The following is a 14972-nucleotide window of genomic DNA, read 5'->3' on the forward strand; positions in this document are numbered from 1 at the left end:
CGGAGGTGCCCCGTCGCCCTCGTTCACCGGGTCGCGTGGCATGGCATCGGCTCCGCGCGAGCGAAGGTGTCCCGATGTTTACCAGCTTGTCGGGCCAGTGGTGTCGGTCGGCTCCGCGCTAGCGGAGGTGTCCCGACGGGCCGAACACCGCGGCTCCTACCTCGCCGGTCGGCCCCGCGCGAGCGGAGCCGACCTCATGGCGACGACTTGCTTGATCAGCGTCATGTCAGATTTCGATGTAGGCGATGACGACCACGGTGCGCAGGGCGGTGACGAAGTACAGGATGCGGACGGCTTCGACGTCGTCGGTGTACTGGCGCAGTTGGGGGCCGGTGGTGTCTCCGGGAATCGCTGCACCGATGTCGGGGTCGACGGAGATGACGACCAGGGCGCGGTCCAGGGCGTGGATGTCCGCTTCCCTGGTGATGTTCTCCAGCTGCTTGGCGGCGGCGTCGGAGAAGGCGATCCGGGCGCGGCGGGGCCCGTGTCCCTGAGGCATCAGGCCACGGCCGGCCGCTGCGCGGCGAGCCGGGCGAGGTGGGATTCGCGCAGTTCTTCCCAAGGGGCGCAGTCCTCGGGTGAGGGCAGGCCGTTCTCGGCGATGTCCTCCAGGACGGCGGCGAACTGGTCGGCCTGCTCGCGGGTGCGCGCCGCGTACGCGCGGACCGCCTCGGCGGCCGCCGGCTCCAGCTGCTGCCGGACGGCTCCGTCGGCGGGGACCGGCTGGTCGTTCATCGGAGCCTCCAGACGCGGTACGGGGCGTGTGACACCACGGTATCGCCGAGCGGGTCAGCTGGGGGACCTCCTGGCGGTTTGGGCAGGGGTCCTGGTGAGGCCATCGCGACCGCGCCTTCCAGATCGCACGGTGGTACAGGCGGCGAGGGGGAACCTGGCGGGTCCGGGGTGGTGTCCAGGGGAGCATGAACGCTGACCTCCTCAACCCACTCGTCAGTGCTGCCGGTGCCGTGGCTCTCGTGTTCCTCGGGGCGGTGGGGAGCGACTGGCAGACGCGCCGTACGGAGGCGCGCAAGCAACTGGCCGATGACCAGGCAGAGTTGCAAGCTCAGGCCGATGAGCTGCTCGCTGCGGTGATCGCGGTCAAGGTGGCAGGCAATATGCACGATCGCGGGGTGGGCGGCTGGAGAACGCGACTGATCGTCAGCGCGCACGCGCTAATCCGGGCGACTGCGGCGCGGGAACGGGCAGGGCAGGGCCTTCCCGGCTTCCTCGCCCAAACCGGCGAGATGGTTGCGGTGCTCCGTCAGTGGGACCAGGAGTTCTCGGCAGCGGCGGACAGGCTGACCGCGCCCCTCAGCCGTCTCGGAGCTGCTGCCGCGCCGCTGATAAGGCGCCCGGAGCAAGCACTAGCCGAGGCGGCCCAGAACGTGCTCGCTGCGGTCGTGGACCGCTTCGACGACGAGGAGGTGGCGACGCAGGCCCTGACTGCGTTCCGCCGGGAGCTGCTCCTCGTCCTGGACGCGCCCGCCGCGCCTCGGCGCCGACTGTCCCTGCGCCGAAGCAGCGATAGCTAGGCGGCGAATCCGATGTTGGTGACGTACTCGTACTGGCCCCACTGGGAGCCGAGGTCGACCACCGCGTCGTCCACCCACGCGTTGTCCAGGGCGTCGTCATCGTCAGCGGCCCATGCGGCGACGATCCGGTCCCACCGCCGGACGTTCAGCGTCCGGTACTCCACCACGCGCTGCTGGGGCCGGGAGACTTGCGACTGGTTGAGCGGGTGGAACTCCACGCGGGTGCCGCGGCCGTCGCGGTTGAGGCGGGCCAGGAGGTAGCGGGCGACGTTCTCGCGCCGGACCGCGCGGTAGGCCTGCTCGATCGCGGCGAGGCTGGCGCGGGAGGGCTGGCGGGTGCCGGCGAGCCAGGCCCGGATCGTGCGGGGCGTGGCGGTCAGGCCCGCGGCCGCGGCGGCGGTGCGGGCGCGGTCGGATCGGGTGAGGTAGTGCAGGCGGGCGAGCAGGCCTCGGCGGGCGGTGATCGGGGTGGCGACGTACCCGGCGAGGGCGTCGAGCTGGCGGGCGACGGCTTCGTGGCCCTTGATGCCGCGCGCGCCGAACTTGCCGAAGTCGAGGTTGCGCTCGGGCATGTCAGGCCTCCTCCGGGGTCGTGGGGTCGGCGCTGCCGACGGTGTAGACGTCCTTGACCTTCACCTCGGTCACGCCGCGCCCTTCGGGAAAGATAGCGCGCCAGTCACCGGCCACGTGCAGCTCGTCGGTGCCCATCGCCCGCACCACCATCAGCCCCTCGTCGTAGGCGCGGTGAGCTTTGAACCACAGGTTCGCGAACGCCTGGGAGCGGATCAGGTGCATCCAGTCGGTCCGGTAGAGCTCCCGGTTGTAGTTCGACTCCCCCATGGTGGAGACGAACTTTGAGTACATCGCCTTGACGTACTCCAGCGTCACGTCGTCGCCGTCGGCGATCGCCTGGTCCCGGGCGTCCTTGAGGGTGATGCGGAACTTCTCCAGCAGGCCCTCCGTGGCCCCGGACGTCCAGGATTCGTGGATGACGGGCGGGTCGCACAGCCCGTACTTCGGGCCGGAGATCCGCAGCAGCAGGCGCAGGGTCGGCTCGGTCACCCACAGCGGGCCCGGTTCGTCACGCTGGCCGATCGGATTCGGGAGGTATGCGTCGTGGTCCCAGTCGGGCGGGGTGATCAGGTGGATGCCGGCGCGGCGCCGGTCGTGCTGGCCGCCCTCGGAGTGCTCCAGCTGTCCGAGCGGCAGATGCGTCTTCAGCGCCGACAGGTACGCCCCGTTGACGTCCAGCGCGGTCACCTCGTGGACGCCGGCCGGGAGTTCGGGACGGGTCCACTTCGGGCGGGCTTCCCACACCTGGTCCGCGCCCCGCGCGGTCTGCTTGCGCAGCACGTCCGGCAGCCACGGATGCGCGACCACGTCGTAGCGGCCGCCCTTGCGTGACTGGTCCAGCAGGGCCATCGCGTCCGGGATCGCCCGCTTCACCAGCGCCGCCGTCGCTTCCGCGACGTCCCCGCCGTGCTCGCCGAGCGCGGCCGCGACCGCCGAGATGATCCGCCCGGCGAGCGGGTCCGGGGCGTCGGCGGGCTGTACCCGGCGGCCGGCCGCTACGACCTTCACCCCGCGCGAGGCCTGCCGCGCCCCTTCGGCGCGGCCCCGACCAGGCACGCTCGCGGCCGGAACGGCCGCCGCGGGTGCGGGTGCGGGTGCCGGCTGCGGGGCCGGGGGTGTGGTGGCGCACTCGGCCGGGTCCAGGTGCTGGGGGAACCCGGCGACCTGGTGGTGGGCCGGCTGCCCGCACAGCACGCACGGCTGGGGCACGGCGAGTTCGTGCTGACCGTCGTCGCCGTCGCCCTGGCCGCCGGTGGCGGTCACAGCTGTCTCCGTCGGGCTGGAGCTGTCGGCGGCCGCCGCCGTGCGGCTGTCGAGCTTGGCCTGTGCCTGTTCCAGGAAGTACGCGTACCGCTCGCGGGACTCGCCGCCGGGTTCGCGGCCGGCTTCCCAGCCGCTCAGCGTCGACGCGCTCACGCCGACCGCGCGCGCCACCTGAGCCTTCGACAGGCCAACGCCTTCGCGCAGTTGGCGCCGAAGCTCCGGGCTTGGCAGCGGGACCTCTTCCTGCACCCCGGCGAGCAGCGCATCGATCGCCGCGTGGCCGGTGGTGGTGTTGTCCCGGTCCATCGGGACTTCCTTCCTTGATCGTCTGTGTGGGCGTCTGAGGGGCGTCCCCGGGGCCCGGCGGGGTTTTCCCCGCCGAGGTGCCTAGCGGGGCCGCACAGGGGCGTCCAGCAGGCCTACGGGCCCACTACGTCCGGGTGGCAACGTGGGCACTTCTCCCCAGTCCCCAGCTCTCCGAGCGTCCGGAACCGCGGATTGAGCCGGGCAGCAGGAGTGCCCTCGCCGCACTGCCCGCACCACTCCGGCACGACGGAACGGCCCTTGCTGACGGCAACCGGAGCGAGGGGGGCCTTGGACATTTCCACGTGCCGGTGCATGTCCGTCCAGCCACGTCCGGCCATCTCCTGGGCCCGGTCGCACAGCCAGGTCTCGGGGAGGCCCTGGCCCAGCAGCTCGACGGCTTGGCCCAGCAGCTTGGCCCGGGTCCCATTCAGCACCGGTCGTCCAAGAGCAGCAGCGTACGCAGCCACGATCCGGTCCCCTGCTGCTGTGCTCTGGTCTGAGCGCTCCCGCTGATGCGGGACCTCAGCCCCGGAAGGGTTCTCTCCCCCCATCGCAGCCTCGATCTCTCTCTCTCCGTCCGCAGAGACGTCTCCAGAGACCTCAGCGTCACCCCCGACAGGAGAGAGACCAGAGGAAGATCCAGAAGGAAAAACCAGAGGAACAACGCGTTTGACCTGGTCAGATGCCGCGAGCGGGTCGGAAATCCGACTCAACGGGTCGGAAATCCGACCCGCCGGGTTCGAAATCCGACCCGCCGGGTCGGATTTCCGACCCGGTTCCGGCTGCGGGTCGGAAATCCGACCCGCAGCCGGAGAGGCACCGCCTGAAGCCGGAGCGGTGGCGTGACTGGTGTCGTCTTCGACAAGGTCGGCGAGGGCGGTACCGAGGGCCTTCAGCTTGTCTTCGGAGTTTCGCCAGCCCGGGTAGCCCTCGGGAGCTCGGTCGTTGATCCGGATGCGGAGCGGCTTGTTCATAGCGCTTGCTCGGGACGACGTCTTAATGGGCAAGCCCTCCGGCGTGGTGACCAGACCGACCTTGGTGAGACCGTCGAGACAGCCCCGGATACGGGTCAGACTGCTCGGGCCACCGCTCGGACTGGGGACCAGCTCGCACAGCAGCTGAAGCGTGAGCACACGGACGTGGTTCTTGAACTTCTCGACCACCAAGCTCCGCAACACCAAGTAGACGCGCACGTCGGCGTCCTTGAGATGCTCGCACAAGGCGATCCAGTCCATGACGCGGGTGTCGTACCAGCCGTCCGTCTCTGGGCCGTACAGCTCGACTACCTGCTCAGGGGCGGCGGCCGACGCCTTTGGACGCGTCGGGGAGGACTTACGGGGCTTCGACGCGCTCATACCGCCCCCCTCGTTGGGAGGCCAGCGGCTGCCGGAACGGGAGCGGTCCGCGCGGTCGGCGAACGGTAGAACAGGCGGTGCAACTGGGTCATCTCCCCAGGTAGGGGAGTCGTGGCCAGTGAATGTGATCTAGTGCCTGGCCCGGAGTAGTGGCGTTGCGCTATGGGTTGCGCATACTCTGGGTATAGGTGACCACGCGGGCCAACGGCCCACGGGCATCACCCGGCAGACGAGGTCACCTCGCTGCTCACGACTCGGAGCTTGGTAGGCGAGCGAGTCGGACTTGGAAGCGGCTCCTGTTGTGGCGACAGGGGCCGCTTCGCATTTAGGGAGATCGGGAGTGCATCGGTCTTCTCAACCTGCCTCTTGGTGAGCCGGTTCCGGGGCGGACATCACTTCTGGGTACTTATTAGCCCAGCCTTCCAGAAGTCGGGCATAAGCTTCCAGGCGGCGACGGTGCGGCTTGGCCGTTCCGGTCTCCCAGCGGTGGAACGCGACCCTGGTGACACCGAAGACCTCGGCGACTTCTTCCTGAGTGAGCCCGTCGGCCTTGCGGAGACGTGCCCGGACTTCCGGCGGCGGCATGGTGTCCGGCCGCGCGAGTAGAGCGTCGACTGCATCAAGTAGGTCAGCCACTGTTCCCTCTCTCCTCACGTGATCCAGAACTATACATAACTCTGCACTCAGTGCTGTTGAGTTGGCGGCGTGTCGGGCGACGACCTTGCCGAACTAGGGGGTGCCCGAAGTAGCTAACGGGAGCCCGCTTCGGCGGGCAGAAGGCGGCCTACGAATCCGGCATCGCAGAGTCGCCTGTATGCGGCGGTCACGTGGTTAGGAACCGTCATTCTGATCATGAAGCCCTGCTCTGGGTAGATCAGGAGGCGCTGGAGCGAGCCGACAAGCATGTCGATGACAAGCCGTGCATCTCCGATTGATTCGACGTACTCATTGAGTGCTACGGGCGTGGAGGCACTGATGACCTCGACTTCCGGCCACAGCTTGCGGGCTGTCGCGTACGCTCGCCGCTCTTCGTACGGCTTGGTGACGAGTAGTACAGAGGACACGTCGACGCCAGCAGCCTCCAGCAGTTGCTTTGAGTACACGATGTTCTGCCCGGTGTTTCGGGCGCGAGGTTCGACCAGAATTGCGGAATCTGGCACGCCGAGCTCCAGAGCCCGCTCCCGGTAGTGCACGGCTTCACCACGAGGCATCACCGCTTGTGTGGTTCTGCTGGTCGCTCCGGTAAAGAGAATCAAGGGTGCTAGGCCACGGTGATACAGAGCGGACGTTGTCTCTGCGACTCCGAGGTCGTGGCTTCCAAGGCCGACGGCGACGGAGCACGGCCGAAGTTCATGGTGCATCTGCTGGAAATCCCAGAGCACACGGGCGTCGGACCACGACTGAGCATCGATCACTGCGGCCTCCTGGTGGCATTGGCCGAGTCAGGGACGGCGAAGGTGTACTCCCAAGCGAAGCGCGAGGCGGCATGCACCCCAATCGCGAACTCCACGAGGGTGCCATCGGCTGTATAGGTACGCCGGTGCAGTTCTACTACCCATTCGCTGGCGGCGAGTTGAAGAAGCGCAGCTTCGTCTGATGTGGCTGGGCGCGCGAACAGTTGTTCGCTCATGTGGTCGATTTCGTAGCCAGCGTCGAAGAGGACTCGGAATCCTCCACCTCGGCCGGCGGGGCCTGGGGTTGGGTCGACGAGTCGTGTGCCTTGGACTATCTCGGGCAGGTAGTAGCTCGTGAGGGTGTGGGTTGGCTGGTCGCCTTCCTTTACGAGACGTGCCCGGGCGTATACCTCAGCTGTGTCGGTCAGGCCGTAGGCGGATGCCACAGTCGGCGGAGCAACGATCCGTTCGACGGTCTGGGTCTGCTCATTTCTGCGGTAGGAGCGTCCTGAGGCAACTCGGTCGGCGATGAAGGCCACCTCGTCGCTGTCGCGCCATTTGGCCTTGTCGTAACGCTCGATCCCGAGCCGCTTGAGAGGGGTGGGTGGCCGTACGACCGTGCCGTGACCGCGTGACGATGTAACGAGGCCTTCGGTCTCGAGTGCCTTGTATGCGGCGTGCACTGTCGACTTCGACCCTGCACCAGCTTCTACAAGTTCACGGATGTGAGGAAGCTGCTGGCCCGGCGTGTACTCCCCGCTTCTGATCTTTTCGGCGATCCGGTCCGCTAGTTCCCGCCACTTCGGCGCCATCCTCACCCCTTTCGTTGAGATCAGTGAACCACAGTCCTGGGACTGTTGACAGTCCTAGGACTGTGGTGTCACAGTCATGCCAGTAACTCGACAGTCCTAGGACAGTGGAGTTGGCTAGTGCTACTGCAAGACCGCAGGAAGCCCCTTCCCCTGGTAGTTGGGGAGGGCCGAGGTGATAGCACCACCAAATCCCCCGGCTCATGGCTCCTGTAGTGCACGAAGCAGCGCAGATGTGCTGTCCGTCCGTCAGGACGCCCGGGCCACGGCCTGTGCGCCTGGCGGGCCGAGAGGACACCGCGACGCGTCCCGCCCCTCCGATACGAGGAGTCATCGTGACCACGACCGCCACCCCGACGGCCCGCAAGCGGTGCCGCAAGACCCGCACCAAGCGCGTCAACCCTCTCCCGCCGATCGTTCTTTCCACTTTCCCGGCCAACGAGATCGACCTTGCGCCCGGCCGGGAGCACATGGTCTGCCCCGAGTGCCGCACCTGGTGCCCGATCACCGGCATGAACGGCACCCCGAAGCTGGTGCCCCACCACACCGACCCCGCCGGCACCCCGAACGCCCGCCGCTGCACGGCCGGCAGTGACCGCCAGGTCGACATCGACATCACCCTCGAGGACTGGCGCACGCGGCTGATCGAGGCCCGCCCCACCACCGCGTCCCGCCGCGCGACCAAGGTCCTGCCCAAGCCCAAGACCACCTCGACTCCGGCCGCGAGCCAGCTCACGCCCGCCCCGCTTACTGTCGAGACGGTCCGCCGTGTGTTCCGCCAGCACCAGCAGCAGTGCCGGGCCTGCAGCGGTGAGATCACCGGCCGCGACGGACTGCCGCTGCCCTGCCGCGACGGCGAGTGCCTGGCTGTCACCTTTCTCCGCATGCTCCGCCAGGAACCCCGACGCCGCGCCGTCCGCGACTTCTTCGCCCAGGAGCGGCGCCGGTTCGACCGTCAGTACGCGGCCGACGCGTTCGCGCAGAGGGCCTCGCAGTGGGCCACCGTGCTCCCGAAGGTCCGAGACGCCGACACCACGCGCGCGCAGCTGCCCGCCGGGGACGCCCCGACAGACAGCCCCGCGGTCCCGCTCACCACGCTTCACCCCGCACGCTCAGCGCGCTGACCATCCAGACGAACACCACGGCCCCGGGCCATCCCGAGCAATCGGGATACCCGGGGCCGTGGTCGTCCCTGACATCCCAACCCGCAGTTCCTGCGCTGCCCGTCGTCGACCAGCCCGCTTCACTGCGGGCCTGGTAGTCGGCGGAGTGCGCAGGACGCACTCACGCGATGGACCCCCGGGGTGGCCGCCCCGGGGGTCCTGTCGCAGGTCACCCTGTCTGAGAGGACGACCCGCATGCACAGCATGTCAGCCGTACCGACCCTGGACACCCGGCCTCCGCTGCCGAGGCGGCCGCTCCCGCACGAGAAGACGCCGGACCGGCCCGCCCCGAGCGGCGGCCGCCCGCACCCGCAGCGTGACGCCCGTGTCGATGCCGAGATCGGCCCCCGTGCGGTCGGCGCGATCTACCAGACCAGCATCAGCGCGTACGAGGTCCTGGCAGTCATCCGCGACCCCGAGCGTGCGAGCGCACTGCTCAAGCGGACCGCGCTGTGGGCGGTGATCGTGCGCGACATCATGCGCGCCGACGCCGAGCCGTACGCGGTCGGCGACACCTGGACGACCTCGGACCACCTGGTCCGCGAGGGCCGCACCCCCGCGTCGTACGTGCCGGCTGCCTGACGATCCGCCACGGTCCGCCTCCCGCCCCACGGCGGGTGGGAGCGGGAGACGGGCCGTGGCTGGCTGTCCGGCCAGTCACATGCGGCGGTCCCGGAGGTAGAGCTCCGGGACCGCCAGTACAGGCACTCGTGAAGGGAGTCCCTGTGATCGACAGCATGACACGCACCCGCCCCGCCCCGGCAGACCAGGACGCCAACCGCCGGCTGGGTGAACACCTCCTGGCCGTCGTTCGCGAGCAGGACGCCCGGATCCCCGCCGGGCGGCGCGCCCCGCGCACCGTGGCGGAGATGCGGGCCCGGCTCGCCGCCCTCAACCTGGACGACACGGAGCAGGACGCATGCGGCATGTGCGGGCGCTGGTCGACGTGTAGCGCGTGCCGTGGTCAGCAGCTGGCCGTCGCCGTCCCGGCCGGGACGGAGGTCCGCTGATGACGCGCCGGTTGATCGCTACCGCGTTACGTCTGGTCGTGGCCGTGAGCGGCCAATGCTCGGTGTGCAGCGCGCGGTTCGAGGGCTGGTCGGGCGGAGTTTGCGATGCCTGCCGGAACGCCGGGCACTGACGCCGTGCCCGACGACCTGCTCACCCGCTACCAGGCCGCGCACACCGCGTACCGCACCCACCGCGACACCTGCACGTCGTGCACCGACACCAGCCGCTGCCGCACCGGGCAGCGGCTGTACGAGTCGTTCGCCGCGTTGCAGGACGCCTACCTCAACCGTCTGCGCCAGCAACGGCGTTGACGGTTTCCGCCAGTCCGGCATCGCCACCTCTGCCGACTGCCTGACCCGCCCGGCCCGGCCTCGCCCCCGTCGGCGGCCGGTCCGGGCGCGGTCTAGGGGAGCCGCGCAGCCGCGCGACCGACTACCTGCCGGGAGGTCTTGATGCCCACCCTCACCCCCACCGTTCCCGCCCCGACCGGGCGCCTGCCCCGCTCGCTGTGCCGGCACCCCGAGCTGTGTCCGTCGGCGGACAGCGCGGACCGGGAGGCCGCCGTCGTGCAGGTTGCCCACCCCGAGCAGGGCTGGAGCCTGCTCTGCAACGGCGTGCTCGTGTTCGAGGATACCGGTGACTTGCTGCCCGACGGCCGGGTCGTCGCCCCGCACCGCCCCGTCTGACTCCGCCCGCTGCGCGGCCGTTTCGGCTGCACCGGCCGCCGTTTCGGACCCGCCCGCCCCCGTTTCGGGAGCGGGCGGATTCGTTTCGGGCGCGCCCTGACCGCCCCCTTCGGAGGCCCCCATGACGATCACTGAAGTACCGCGCCAGGCGGTTCCCGACACCCCCGTTTCGGCTCCACCGGCCGCCGCTTCGGACGCACCCGGCTTCGTTTCGGGAGCGCCGGAGTTCGTTTCGGAGACGGACAACCGGAACACGATCAAGCCCGGCCGGGACCGGCTGATGCTGGTCCTGTCGGCGGCCGCTGCGATCGGCGGCACGCTCGTCGGGATCATCGGTTTCGCGATGTCCTACAGCACCCTCGCCGAGGTCGCCCTGAACTGGGGATTCAGCCCCAAGCTGGCGCCCTGGTTCCCGGTGGGCGTGGACGCGTCGATCATCGCGTTTCTCGCGCTGGACCTGTACCTGATCCGCAAGGACACTCCGTGGCATCTGCTGCGGGTGGCCGCGCACACGATGACGGCCGCGACGATCTGGTTCAACGCCTCTTCTCAGGGCGAGATCGGCGCCGACCCGGTCCGGGCTGCCAGCCACGGTGTCATGCCGCTGCTGTTCGTGATCGGGGTGGAAGCCGCACGGAAGCTTTTTATCAAGAAAGTGCAGCTCGAAGCCGGTACGGCAACGGACCGGATCCCGCTGCACCGCTGGATCCTGAGCCCGCTCGGGACGCCGCGGATCTACCGCCGGATGCGGCTGTACGGGGTCACCTCCTACCCGGAGATGACCCGCCGGGAGCGGGACCTCAAGGGCTACGAGCAGTGGCTGAGGCGCAAGCACGGCGGCAGCCTGGACGTGGCGAGTGAGGATGAGCGGCTGCCCATGACGATGGCCGCCTACGGCTACACCGTCGCCGAGGCCCTCGCGCTGCCCGAACGACAGGAACGCGAGGCGCAGGAGCGGGCGGAGGACGCCGAGCGCCGGCGCCTGGAGGCACAGACCCGCCAGGAGCAGGCGCAGGCGCGGGCGGAGGCCGACCGGCTGAAGGCGGAGGGCATGCTCGAAGCCGTCCGCGCACAGGTTGAGGCGGAGACGGGGCAGGCCCGTGCGCAGGCCCGTGCGCAGGTCAGCGCTGCCGAGCGGGCTGCCGAGCGGGAAGAGGCGGCGCTGGAGACGGCGTTGCTCGCCGAGGCCCGTGCCCGCGAGGCCGCCGCCGAGCGCGAGGCGGCACAGGCCCGTGAGACGGCCGCTGCCGCGGATGTCCGCGCGGCCGAATTGGAACGCCAGGCAGCCGAGAAGCGGAGGCTCGCGGCGGAAGCCGATCGGGCGGCCGCCGCCGAGACGCAGGCGATCGAGACAGCCACGATCGCCGACGCCCGCAGGCGTGCTGCCGAAGCCGACAAGGCTGCTGCCGAAACCGAAGAGGTCGCTGCCGAAACCCGTCGCCGCGCTGCCGAAGCCGACCGGCTGAAGGCGGACGAAGAGGAGCGGGCGGCGACCGCGCGGGCCGCCGCGCAGGACGCTCGGGAGCGTGAAGCCGAAACGGAGCTGCGTGTTGCCGAAAGGCGGCTGGCCGCTGCCGAAATCGAGCGGCGTGCGGTCGAAGCCGAGGACGCCGCGCGGCTCACCCCGCGTGAGCGCGCGGTCCGCAGGGTCGCCCGCCTGGCGCTCGCGGCAGGCCTGGTCCCGATCGGCCTGTCGGACTTCGAAGTCCAGCGTGAGCTGTGCCGGTTGATCTCGATCGCCGACGTGCAGAGCGCGTGCGACGTGTCGTCCACCGACACCGCGTCCCGCTACCGCGCCGAGGCCGCCGCGCTGATCGCTAACGGCTACCACGTAGAGCAGTGACCAGCACGGACACACCGTCCGGCACACACCAGTGAGGGCCAGCCCATCGGAAGTGGGCTGGCCCTCGCTGCGACTGCCGGAAGCAGTCGACAGCCCCCAGTAGACCAGGAGGAATCCCCACGTGACCAGCAAAGACATCGCATCCCGCGTCACGCACGGCGTGCAGGCTCTGGCCGTGCCGGGACAGCGCGAGGGCTGGCAGGCCGTGCACCGCGGCAGCCTGCTGAACGATGCGCAGTCCTACGACGGGCTCGCCGACGCGCTCCAGGCCGACGTGAAGGCCCGCCGCCTGCCCGGTGACCTGCCCTTCGGCCTGTCCGCCGCGTCCCGGGCCCGGAAGCGTGCCAAGCCGTTGCGGGACGCGGCGCGGGCCCTGCGCAAGGCCGCCCGCGCCATCAACTCGACGGCGGCCGCGTACGAGGAGACCATGCCGGAGGTCGTGCTCCAGCGCCGCAAGGACAAGGCGCTGGCCAAGGCGGAGCGCAAGGCGGCCGTGCACGCGGCGGCCCGTAACTCGGCTGAGCAGACGCTCCAGCGGCTCGCCCCGGCCGGGCAGAACGACGACCAGCCCGGCGGGGCGCCGAAGCTGCTGGGTGACTTCTTCGGCCAGCAGAAGCGCGGTGCCTGATGGCCGCCGGCCTCTCGCCGAAGCAGGCCGCGCACTGGAACCGCCGATTCGAACAGGCCCGCGCCGAGGGCCCGGAGAGCTTCTTCCGGGCCTGGCACGACCTGGTGAAGGTCGCCGCGCTCCAGAAGGTCAAGAAGTCCGGCGACCACAGCACCTTCAACGTCCTGTCGCAGGAGTTGGAGCGCCTGTACCGCGCTCACTGCCAGTGAGCTTCAGCGTCATCATCACCGTCATCATCACCGCCGGAACGTCCTTGACGGGGGGGCCCAACCACGTGTACGCGTACGCGTGCGAGGCCCTTCCCTCTCATCACGGACGGTTACCAGGAAGGGAGGGGCCGTGTCCGACGACGAACGCCCGGACAACGTCCTCACACTCCCCCGGATCGGCTCCCCGCCGCCTCCGGATCTGCCCCCCGCACCCGACCTCACCACCCCCGCACCCGCCGATCCCGGCGACGGCGCGGGCGTTCGAATCTCACCCTGGGACGCCCCCGAAATCCCCCACGCGCCAGCCGCCCCGGACGGGGCGGCGGTACTGCGCAGCGAGGGCACCAATCCGCCCAGCCCGCCCGACGCGGGAGCACCCCGGGCGGGCGCACTCTCGCTCGCGGCGGTCCTCGCTATCGCCCTCGCGGCGTTCGAGGGCATGCAGACCTGGATCACCGAGGCGGTCCCGCTGCGGGCGGAAGCCGCCCGGCACCGCCGCGAGATCGAGCTGCTCGCCGCGAAAGCCACCGCCGACGCGCAACGGCTGGGAGCCGAAGCATCGGCGATCCGCCGCCGAGGCGTGCCGTCCGGCCACGACTACGGCCGTTCTGTGTTCGGCAGCGGCGGTTCCGGCGGCCGCGGCCGGGGCGGCGCCTTCGGGAACGGCACCTTTGGGCGCGGCAACGGCACGGGCCCGGGAGGTCGGTCCGGACCGGGCCGGGCCAGCGGTTCGACGCTGGGCAGCACCGGCGCCGGCCGAACCAACACAGGCCGGACCAGCACCGGCCCGTCCGGCCCGTCAGGCCGGGGCAGCGGAGGTTCCGCCGGCGGCGGCTCCAGCCGCACCTTCGCAGGCGGCACCCGCAACGGCGGCCCCGGCGGCGGTCCGGGGAACGGTTCCCGGGGCGGCGGTACGTGGGCAGGCCGCAACGGCGGCGGGTCCGGCGGTAGTTCCGGCGGTTCGAGCGGGAGCGGCGGCCGCCGGTCAATGGGCCGCAAGGTCGCCGACTGGTGGTCCAAGGGCAGTCAGGGCAAGGCTGCTGGCGGTGGGGGCGGCGGCTCCAGGCCGTCCGGCACCTCCGGGGGCGGTTCCGGCGGCACCGCGTCCAAGGGCGCTCTGCGCAACGCCGTGCGCCGTGCGCAGAAGGGCAAGGGCGCCCCGACGTTCTGGGAGGCGGCCGGGGACCAGCTGAGGAACCGGTGGAAGGGCCGCCAGACGAACACGGGCGGCACTGTCGGGGGTACGGGCGGCGGCTCCGGCCGGGCTGCCGGCGCAGGCCCCGGGCCGGTCAACAACGGCTGGAAGCCCGGCGGCCGGACCACGTTCCGGCAAGCCGTGTACGAGACGATCGGCGACCGCTGGAACAAGCGCAGGGAGGACTGGAAGGCCAACGGCGGCCCCCGCCGCAAGCGGACCGACTTCCGCCAGTCCCCCGGCGCCCGCCCCAGCAGCAAGGGCACCAGCGACAAGGGCAGCCGCGGCGGGGGCGGGGACGCGGACGGTTCCCCGGGCTGGACCTGGGCTCGGTCATCGGCGTTCGACACCGACGACGGACCGGACGTGGTGATCACGGTGGAGCAGGCCGGTCCGGCCCGCTCGCACGGCACCCGCTGGGAGCCCACCCCGATCGCCCCGCCCGGCCCGCAACTGCCGCGCACCGGGCCCCCGGTCCTGCCCCGCGCACCGCAGCGTCCGGCCGGGTCCCGGCCCGGCACCACCCGCCCCAAGGAGGCCATCCCCATGCCCGCTTCCCCCGCCCGCACCGGCACGGCGGGTGTCCCGGCCGCCGTCGGTATCCCCGGCCGGATGGCCGCGCAGCACGCTACGGAAATTACTCTCGGGGGCGCGCTCGATGCCCTGTCGAAGCTGGTGTCTGCCGGGCTGACCACTTACGACGCCTGCGTCGAACTGGGCAGGCAGGCCCGGCGTCTGCTCGCCGAGCTGGAGGCGATGGCCGCGGACCTCGCCGTGAACCACAACGTCAACGGCACCCGTACCAGGACCGCTCACGCCGAACTGATGGAAGCCGTCACCGAGATGGTCGGGTACATCGACCGGATGGCCCGGTCCTCGCTCGCGGCGGCGGAAGCCGCCGAAGCGGAGGAAACGGCGATGGCCCGGCACTACCGGCCCACTCAGGCAGCCGCGCAGGACGCGGGTCTGCACACCCCGTCCGCACGCGTCCACAACGAGAACTGA

Annotated in this window: 18 protein-coding genes and 1 CRISPR repeat array (1 of these 19 only partly in view); of the genes, 10 read left to right on the forward strand and 8 right to left on the reverse strand. The window is 70.6% G+C overall.

The genetic code is table 11. From position 1 onward, the window contains the following. Positions 1-135: direct repeats of the CRISPR family, unit length 29 nt; it begins 1480 nt to the left of the window's first position. Between the two features lie 91 nt (positions 136-226). Then, positions 227-499: a hypothetical protein gene (locus ACWDGI_RS41780; protein ID WP_450768275.1), complete on the reverse strand. Its 273-nt coding sequence runs from the start codon at positions 497-499 to the stop codon at positions 227-229. After that, positions 499-735: a hypothetical protein gene (locus ACWDGI_RS41785; protein WP_450768276.1), complete on the reverse strand. Its 237-nt coding sequence runs from the start codon at positions 733-735 to the stop codon at positions 499-501. The genes ACWDGI_RS41780 and ACWDGI_RS41785 overlap by 1 nt, the downstream gene beginning before the upstream one ends. Before the next feature lie 185 nt (positions 736-920). Here ACWDGI_RS41785 and ACWDGI_RS41790 point away from each other — a divergent pair, with 185 nt between their 5' ends. Beyond that, positions 921-1532, forward strand: a complete 612-nt coding sequence (locus tag ACWDGI_RS41790; protein WP_450768277.1) for a hypothetical protein — start codon at positions 921-923, stop codon at positions 1530-1532. On the opposite strand, the gene ACWDGI_RS41795 is transcribed toward ACWDGI_RS41790, so the two are convergent. The 6 genes from ACWDGI_RS41795 to ACWDGI_RS41820 all read right to left on the reverse strand — a co-directional run bounded on the left by ACWDGI_RS41795 (position 1529) and on the right by ACWDGI_RS41820 (position 7235). Beyond that, positions 1529-2104, reverse strand: coding sequence for a transcriptional regulator (locus ACWDGI_RS41795; RefSeq protein WP_450768278.1), 576 nt, complete (start codon positions 2102-2104; stop codon positions 1529-1531). The two genes, ACWDGI_RS41790 and ACWDGI_RS41795, sit on opposite strands and share 4 nt — an antisense overlap. Before the next feature lies 1 nt (position 2105). Next, positions 2106-3674, reverse strand: coding sequence for a helix-turn-helix domain-containing protein (locus ACWDGI_RS41800; protein ID WP_450768279.1), 1569 nt, complete (start codon positions 3672-3674; stop codon positions 2106-2108). Between the two features lie 113 nt (positions 3675-3787). Beyond that, positions 3788-5029 (reverse strand): hypothetical protein, encoded by a 1242-nt coding sequence (locus ACWDGI_RS41805; protein WP_450768280.1) that lies wholly within the window; start codon positions 5027-5029, stop codon positions 3788-3790. A 354-nt stretch (positions 5030-5383) separates the two neighbouring features. Then, entirely contained in the window at positions 5384-5665 is a 282-nt protein-coding gene (locus ACWDGI_RS41810) for a helix-turn-helix domain-containing protein (RefSeq protein WP_450768281.1), read from the reverse strand. A gap of 113 nt (positions 5666-5778) precedes the next feature. Continuing rightward, positions 5779-6444 carry a YdcF family protein gene (locus ACWDGI_RS41815; RefSeq protein WP_450768282.1) on the reverse strand — a complete coding sequence of 222 codons (666 nt, stop codon included), beginning with the start codon at positions 6442-6444 and terminating at the stop codon, positions 5779-5781. Beyond that, positions 6441-7235: a GntR family transcriptional regulator gene (locus ACWDGI_RS41820; protein ID WP_450768283.1), complete on the reverse strand. Its 795-nt coding sequence runs from the start codon at positions 7233-7235 to the stop codon at positions 6441-6443. The genes ACWDGI_RS41815 and ACWDGI_RS41820 overlap by 4 nt, the downstream gene beginning before the upstream one ends. Positions 7236-7567: 332 nt before the next feature. On the opposite strand from ACWDGI_RS41820, the gene ACWDGI_RS41825 reads away from it, so the two are divergent. From ACWDGI_RS41825 to ACWDGI_RS41865, 9 genes are all read left to right on the forward strand, one after another. Further along, positions 7568-8356: a hypothetical protein gene (locus tag ACWDGI_RS41825; RefSeq protein WP_450768284.1), complete on the forward strand. Its 789-nt coding sequence runs from the start codon at positions 7568-7570 to the stop codon at positions 8354-8356. A 234-nt stretch (positions 8357-8590) separates the two neighbouring features. Beyond that, positions 8591-8977, forward strand: a complete 387-nt coding sequence (locus tag ACWDGI_RS41830) for a hypothetical protein (protein ID WP_450768285.1) — start codon at positions 8591-8593, stop codon at positions 8975-8977. Between the two features lie 155 nt (positions 8978-9132). Next, positions 9133-9405, forward strand: coding sequence for a hypothetical protein (locus ACWDGI_RS41835; RefSeq protein ID WP_450768286.1), 273 nt, complete (start codon positions 9133-9135; stop codon positions 9403-9405). 105 nt (positions 9406-9510) lie between these two features. After that, complete coding sequence (locus ACWDGI_RS41840; protein ID WP_450768287.1) at positions 9511-9717, forward strand: hypothetical protein; 207 nt, start codon at positions 9511-9513, stop codon at positions 9715-9717. 195 nt (positions 9718-9912) lie between these two features. Then, entirely contained in the window at positions 9913-10092 is a 180-nt protein-coding gene (locus ACWDGI_RS41845; protein WP_450768313.1) for a DUF5999 family protein, read from the forward strand. A gap of 121 nt (positions 10093-10213) precedes the next feature. Continuing rightward, the gene (locus ACWDGI_RS41850) at positions 10214-11935 is read left to right on the forward strand and encodes a DUF2637 domain-containing protein (protein WP_450768288.1); all 1722 of its coding nucleotides are present in this window, start codon (positions 10214-10216) and stop codon (positions 11933-11935) included. A gap of 121 nt (positions 11936-12056) precedes the next feature. Further along, entirely contained in the window at positions 12057-12563 is a 507-nt protein-coding gene (locus ACWDGI_RS41855; RefSeq protein WP_450768289.1) for a hypothetical protein, read from the forward strand. Next, complete coding sequence (locus tag ACWDGI_RS41860; RefSeq protein WP_450768290.1) at positions 12563-12772, forward strand: hypothetical protein; 210 nt, start codon at positions 12563-12565, stop codon at positions 12770-12772. Before ACWDGI_RS41855 ends, ACWDGI_RS41860 begins: the two co-directional genes overlap by 1 nt. Positions 12773-12902: 130 nt before the next feature. Further along, on the forward strand, positions 12903-14972 hold the full coding sequence (locus ACWDGI_RS41865; protein ID WP_450768291.1) for a hypothetical protein: 2070 nt from the start codon (positions 12903-12905) through the stop codon (positions 14970-14972).

This window comes from Streptomyces sp. NPDC001220, from assembly GCF_053597895.1.

What these genes read in the sequence shown, in the direction of transcription:
- ACWDGI_RS41780 (WP_450768275.1), bottom strand. Translation starts at nt 499, where the DNA reads ATGCCTCAGGGACACGGGCCCCGCCGCGCCCGGATCGCCTTCTCCGAC.
- ACWDGI_RS41785 (WP_450768276.1), bottom strand. Translation starts at nt 735, where the DNA reads ATGAACGACCAGCCGGTCCCCGCCGACGGAGCCGTCCGGCAGCAGCTG.
- ACWDGI_RS41790 (WP_450768277.1), top strand. Translation starts at nt 921, where the DNA reads ATGAACGCTGACCTCCTCAACCCACTCGTCAGTGCTGCCGGTGCCGTG.
- ACWDGI_RS41795 (WP_450768278.1), bottom strand. Translation starts at nt 2,104, where the DNA reads ATGCCCGAGCGCAACCTCGACTTCGGCAAGTTCGGCGCGCGCGGCATC.
- ACWDGI_RS41800 (WP_450768279.1), bottom strand. Translation starts at nt 3,674, where the DNA reads ATGGACCGGGACAACACCACCACCGGCCACGCGGCGATCGATGCGCTG.
- ACWDGI_RS41805 (WP_450768280.1), bottom strand. Translation starts at nt 5,029, where the DNA reads ATGAGCGCGTCGAAGCCCCGTAAGTCCTCCCCGACGCGTCCAAAGGCG.
- ACWDGI_RS41820 (WP_450768283.1), bottom strand. Translation starts at nt 7,235, where the DNA reads ATGGCGCCGAAGTGGCGGGAACTAGCGGACCGGATCGCCGAAAAGATC.
- ACWDGI_RS41830 (WP_450768285.1), top strand. Translation starts at nt 8,591, where the DNA reads ATGCACAGCATGTCAGCCGTACCGACCCTGGACACCCGGCCTCCGCTG.
- ACWDGI_RS41835 (WP_450768286.1), top strand. Translation starts at nt 9,133, where the DNA reads ATGACACGCACCCGCCCCGCCCCGGCAGACCAGGACGCCAACCGCCGG.
- ACWDGI_RS41840 (WP_450768287.1), top strand. Translation starts at nt 9,511, where the DNA reads ATGCCTGCCGGAACGCCGGGCACTGACGCCGTGCCCGACGACCTGCTC.
- ACWDGI_RS41850 (WP_450768288.1), top strand. Translation starts at nt 10,214, where the DNA reads ATGACGATCACTGAAGTACCGCGCCAGGCGGTTCCCGACACCCCCGTT.
- ACWDGI_RS41860 (WP_450768290.1), top strand. Translation starts at nt 12,563, where the DNA reads ATGGCCGCCGGCCTCTCGCCGAAGCAGGCCGCGCACTGGAACCGCCGA.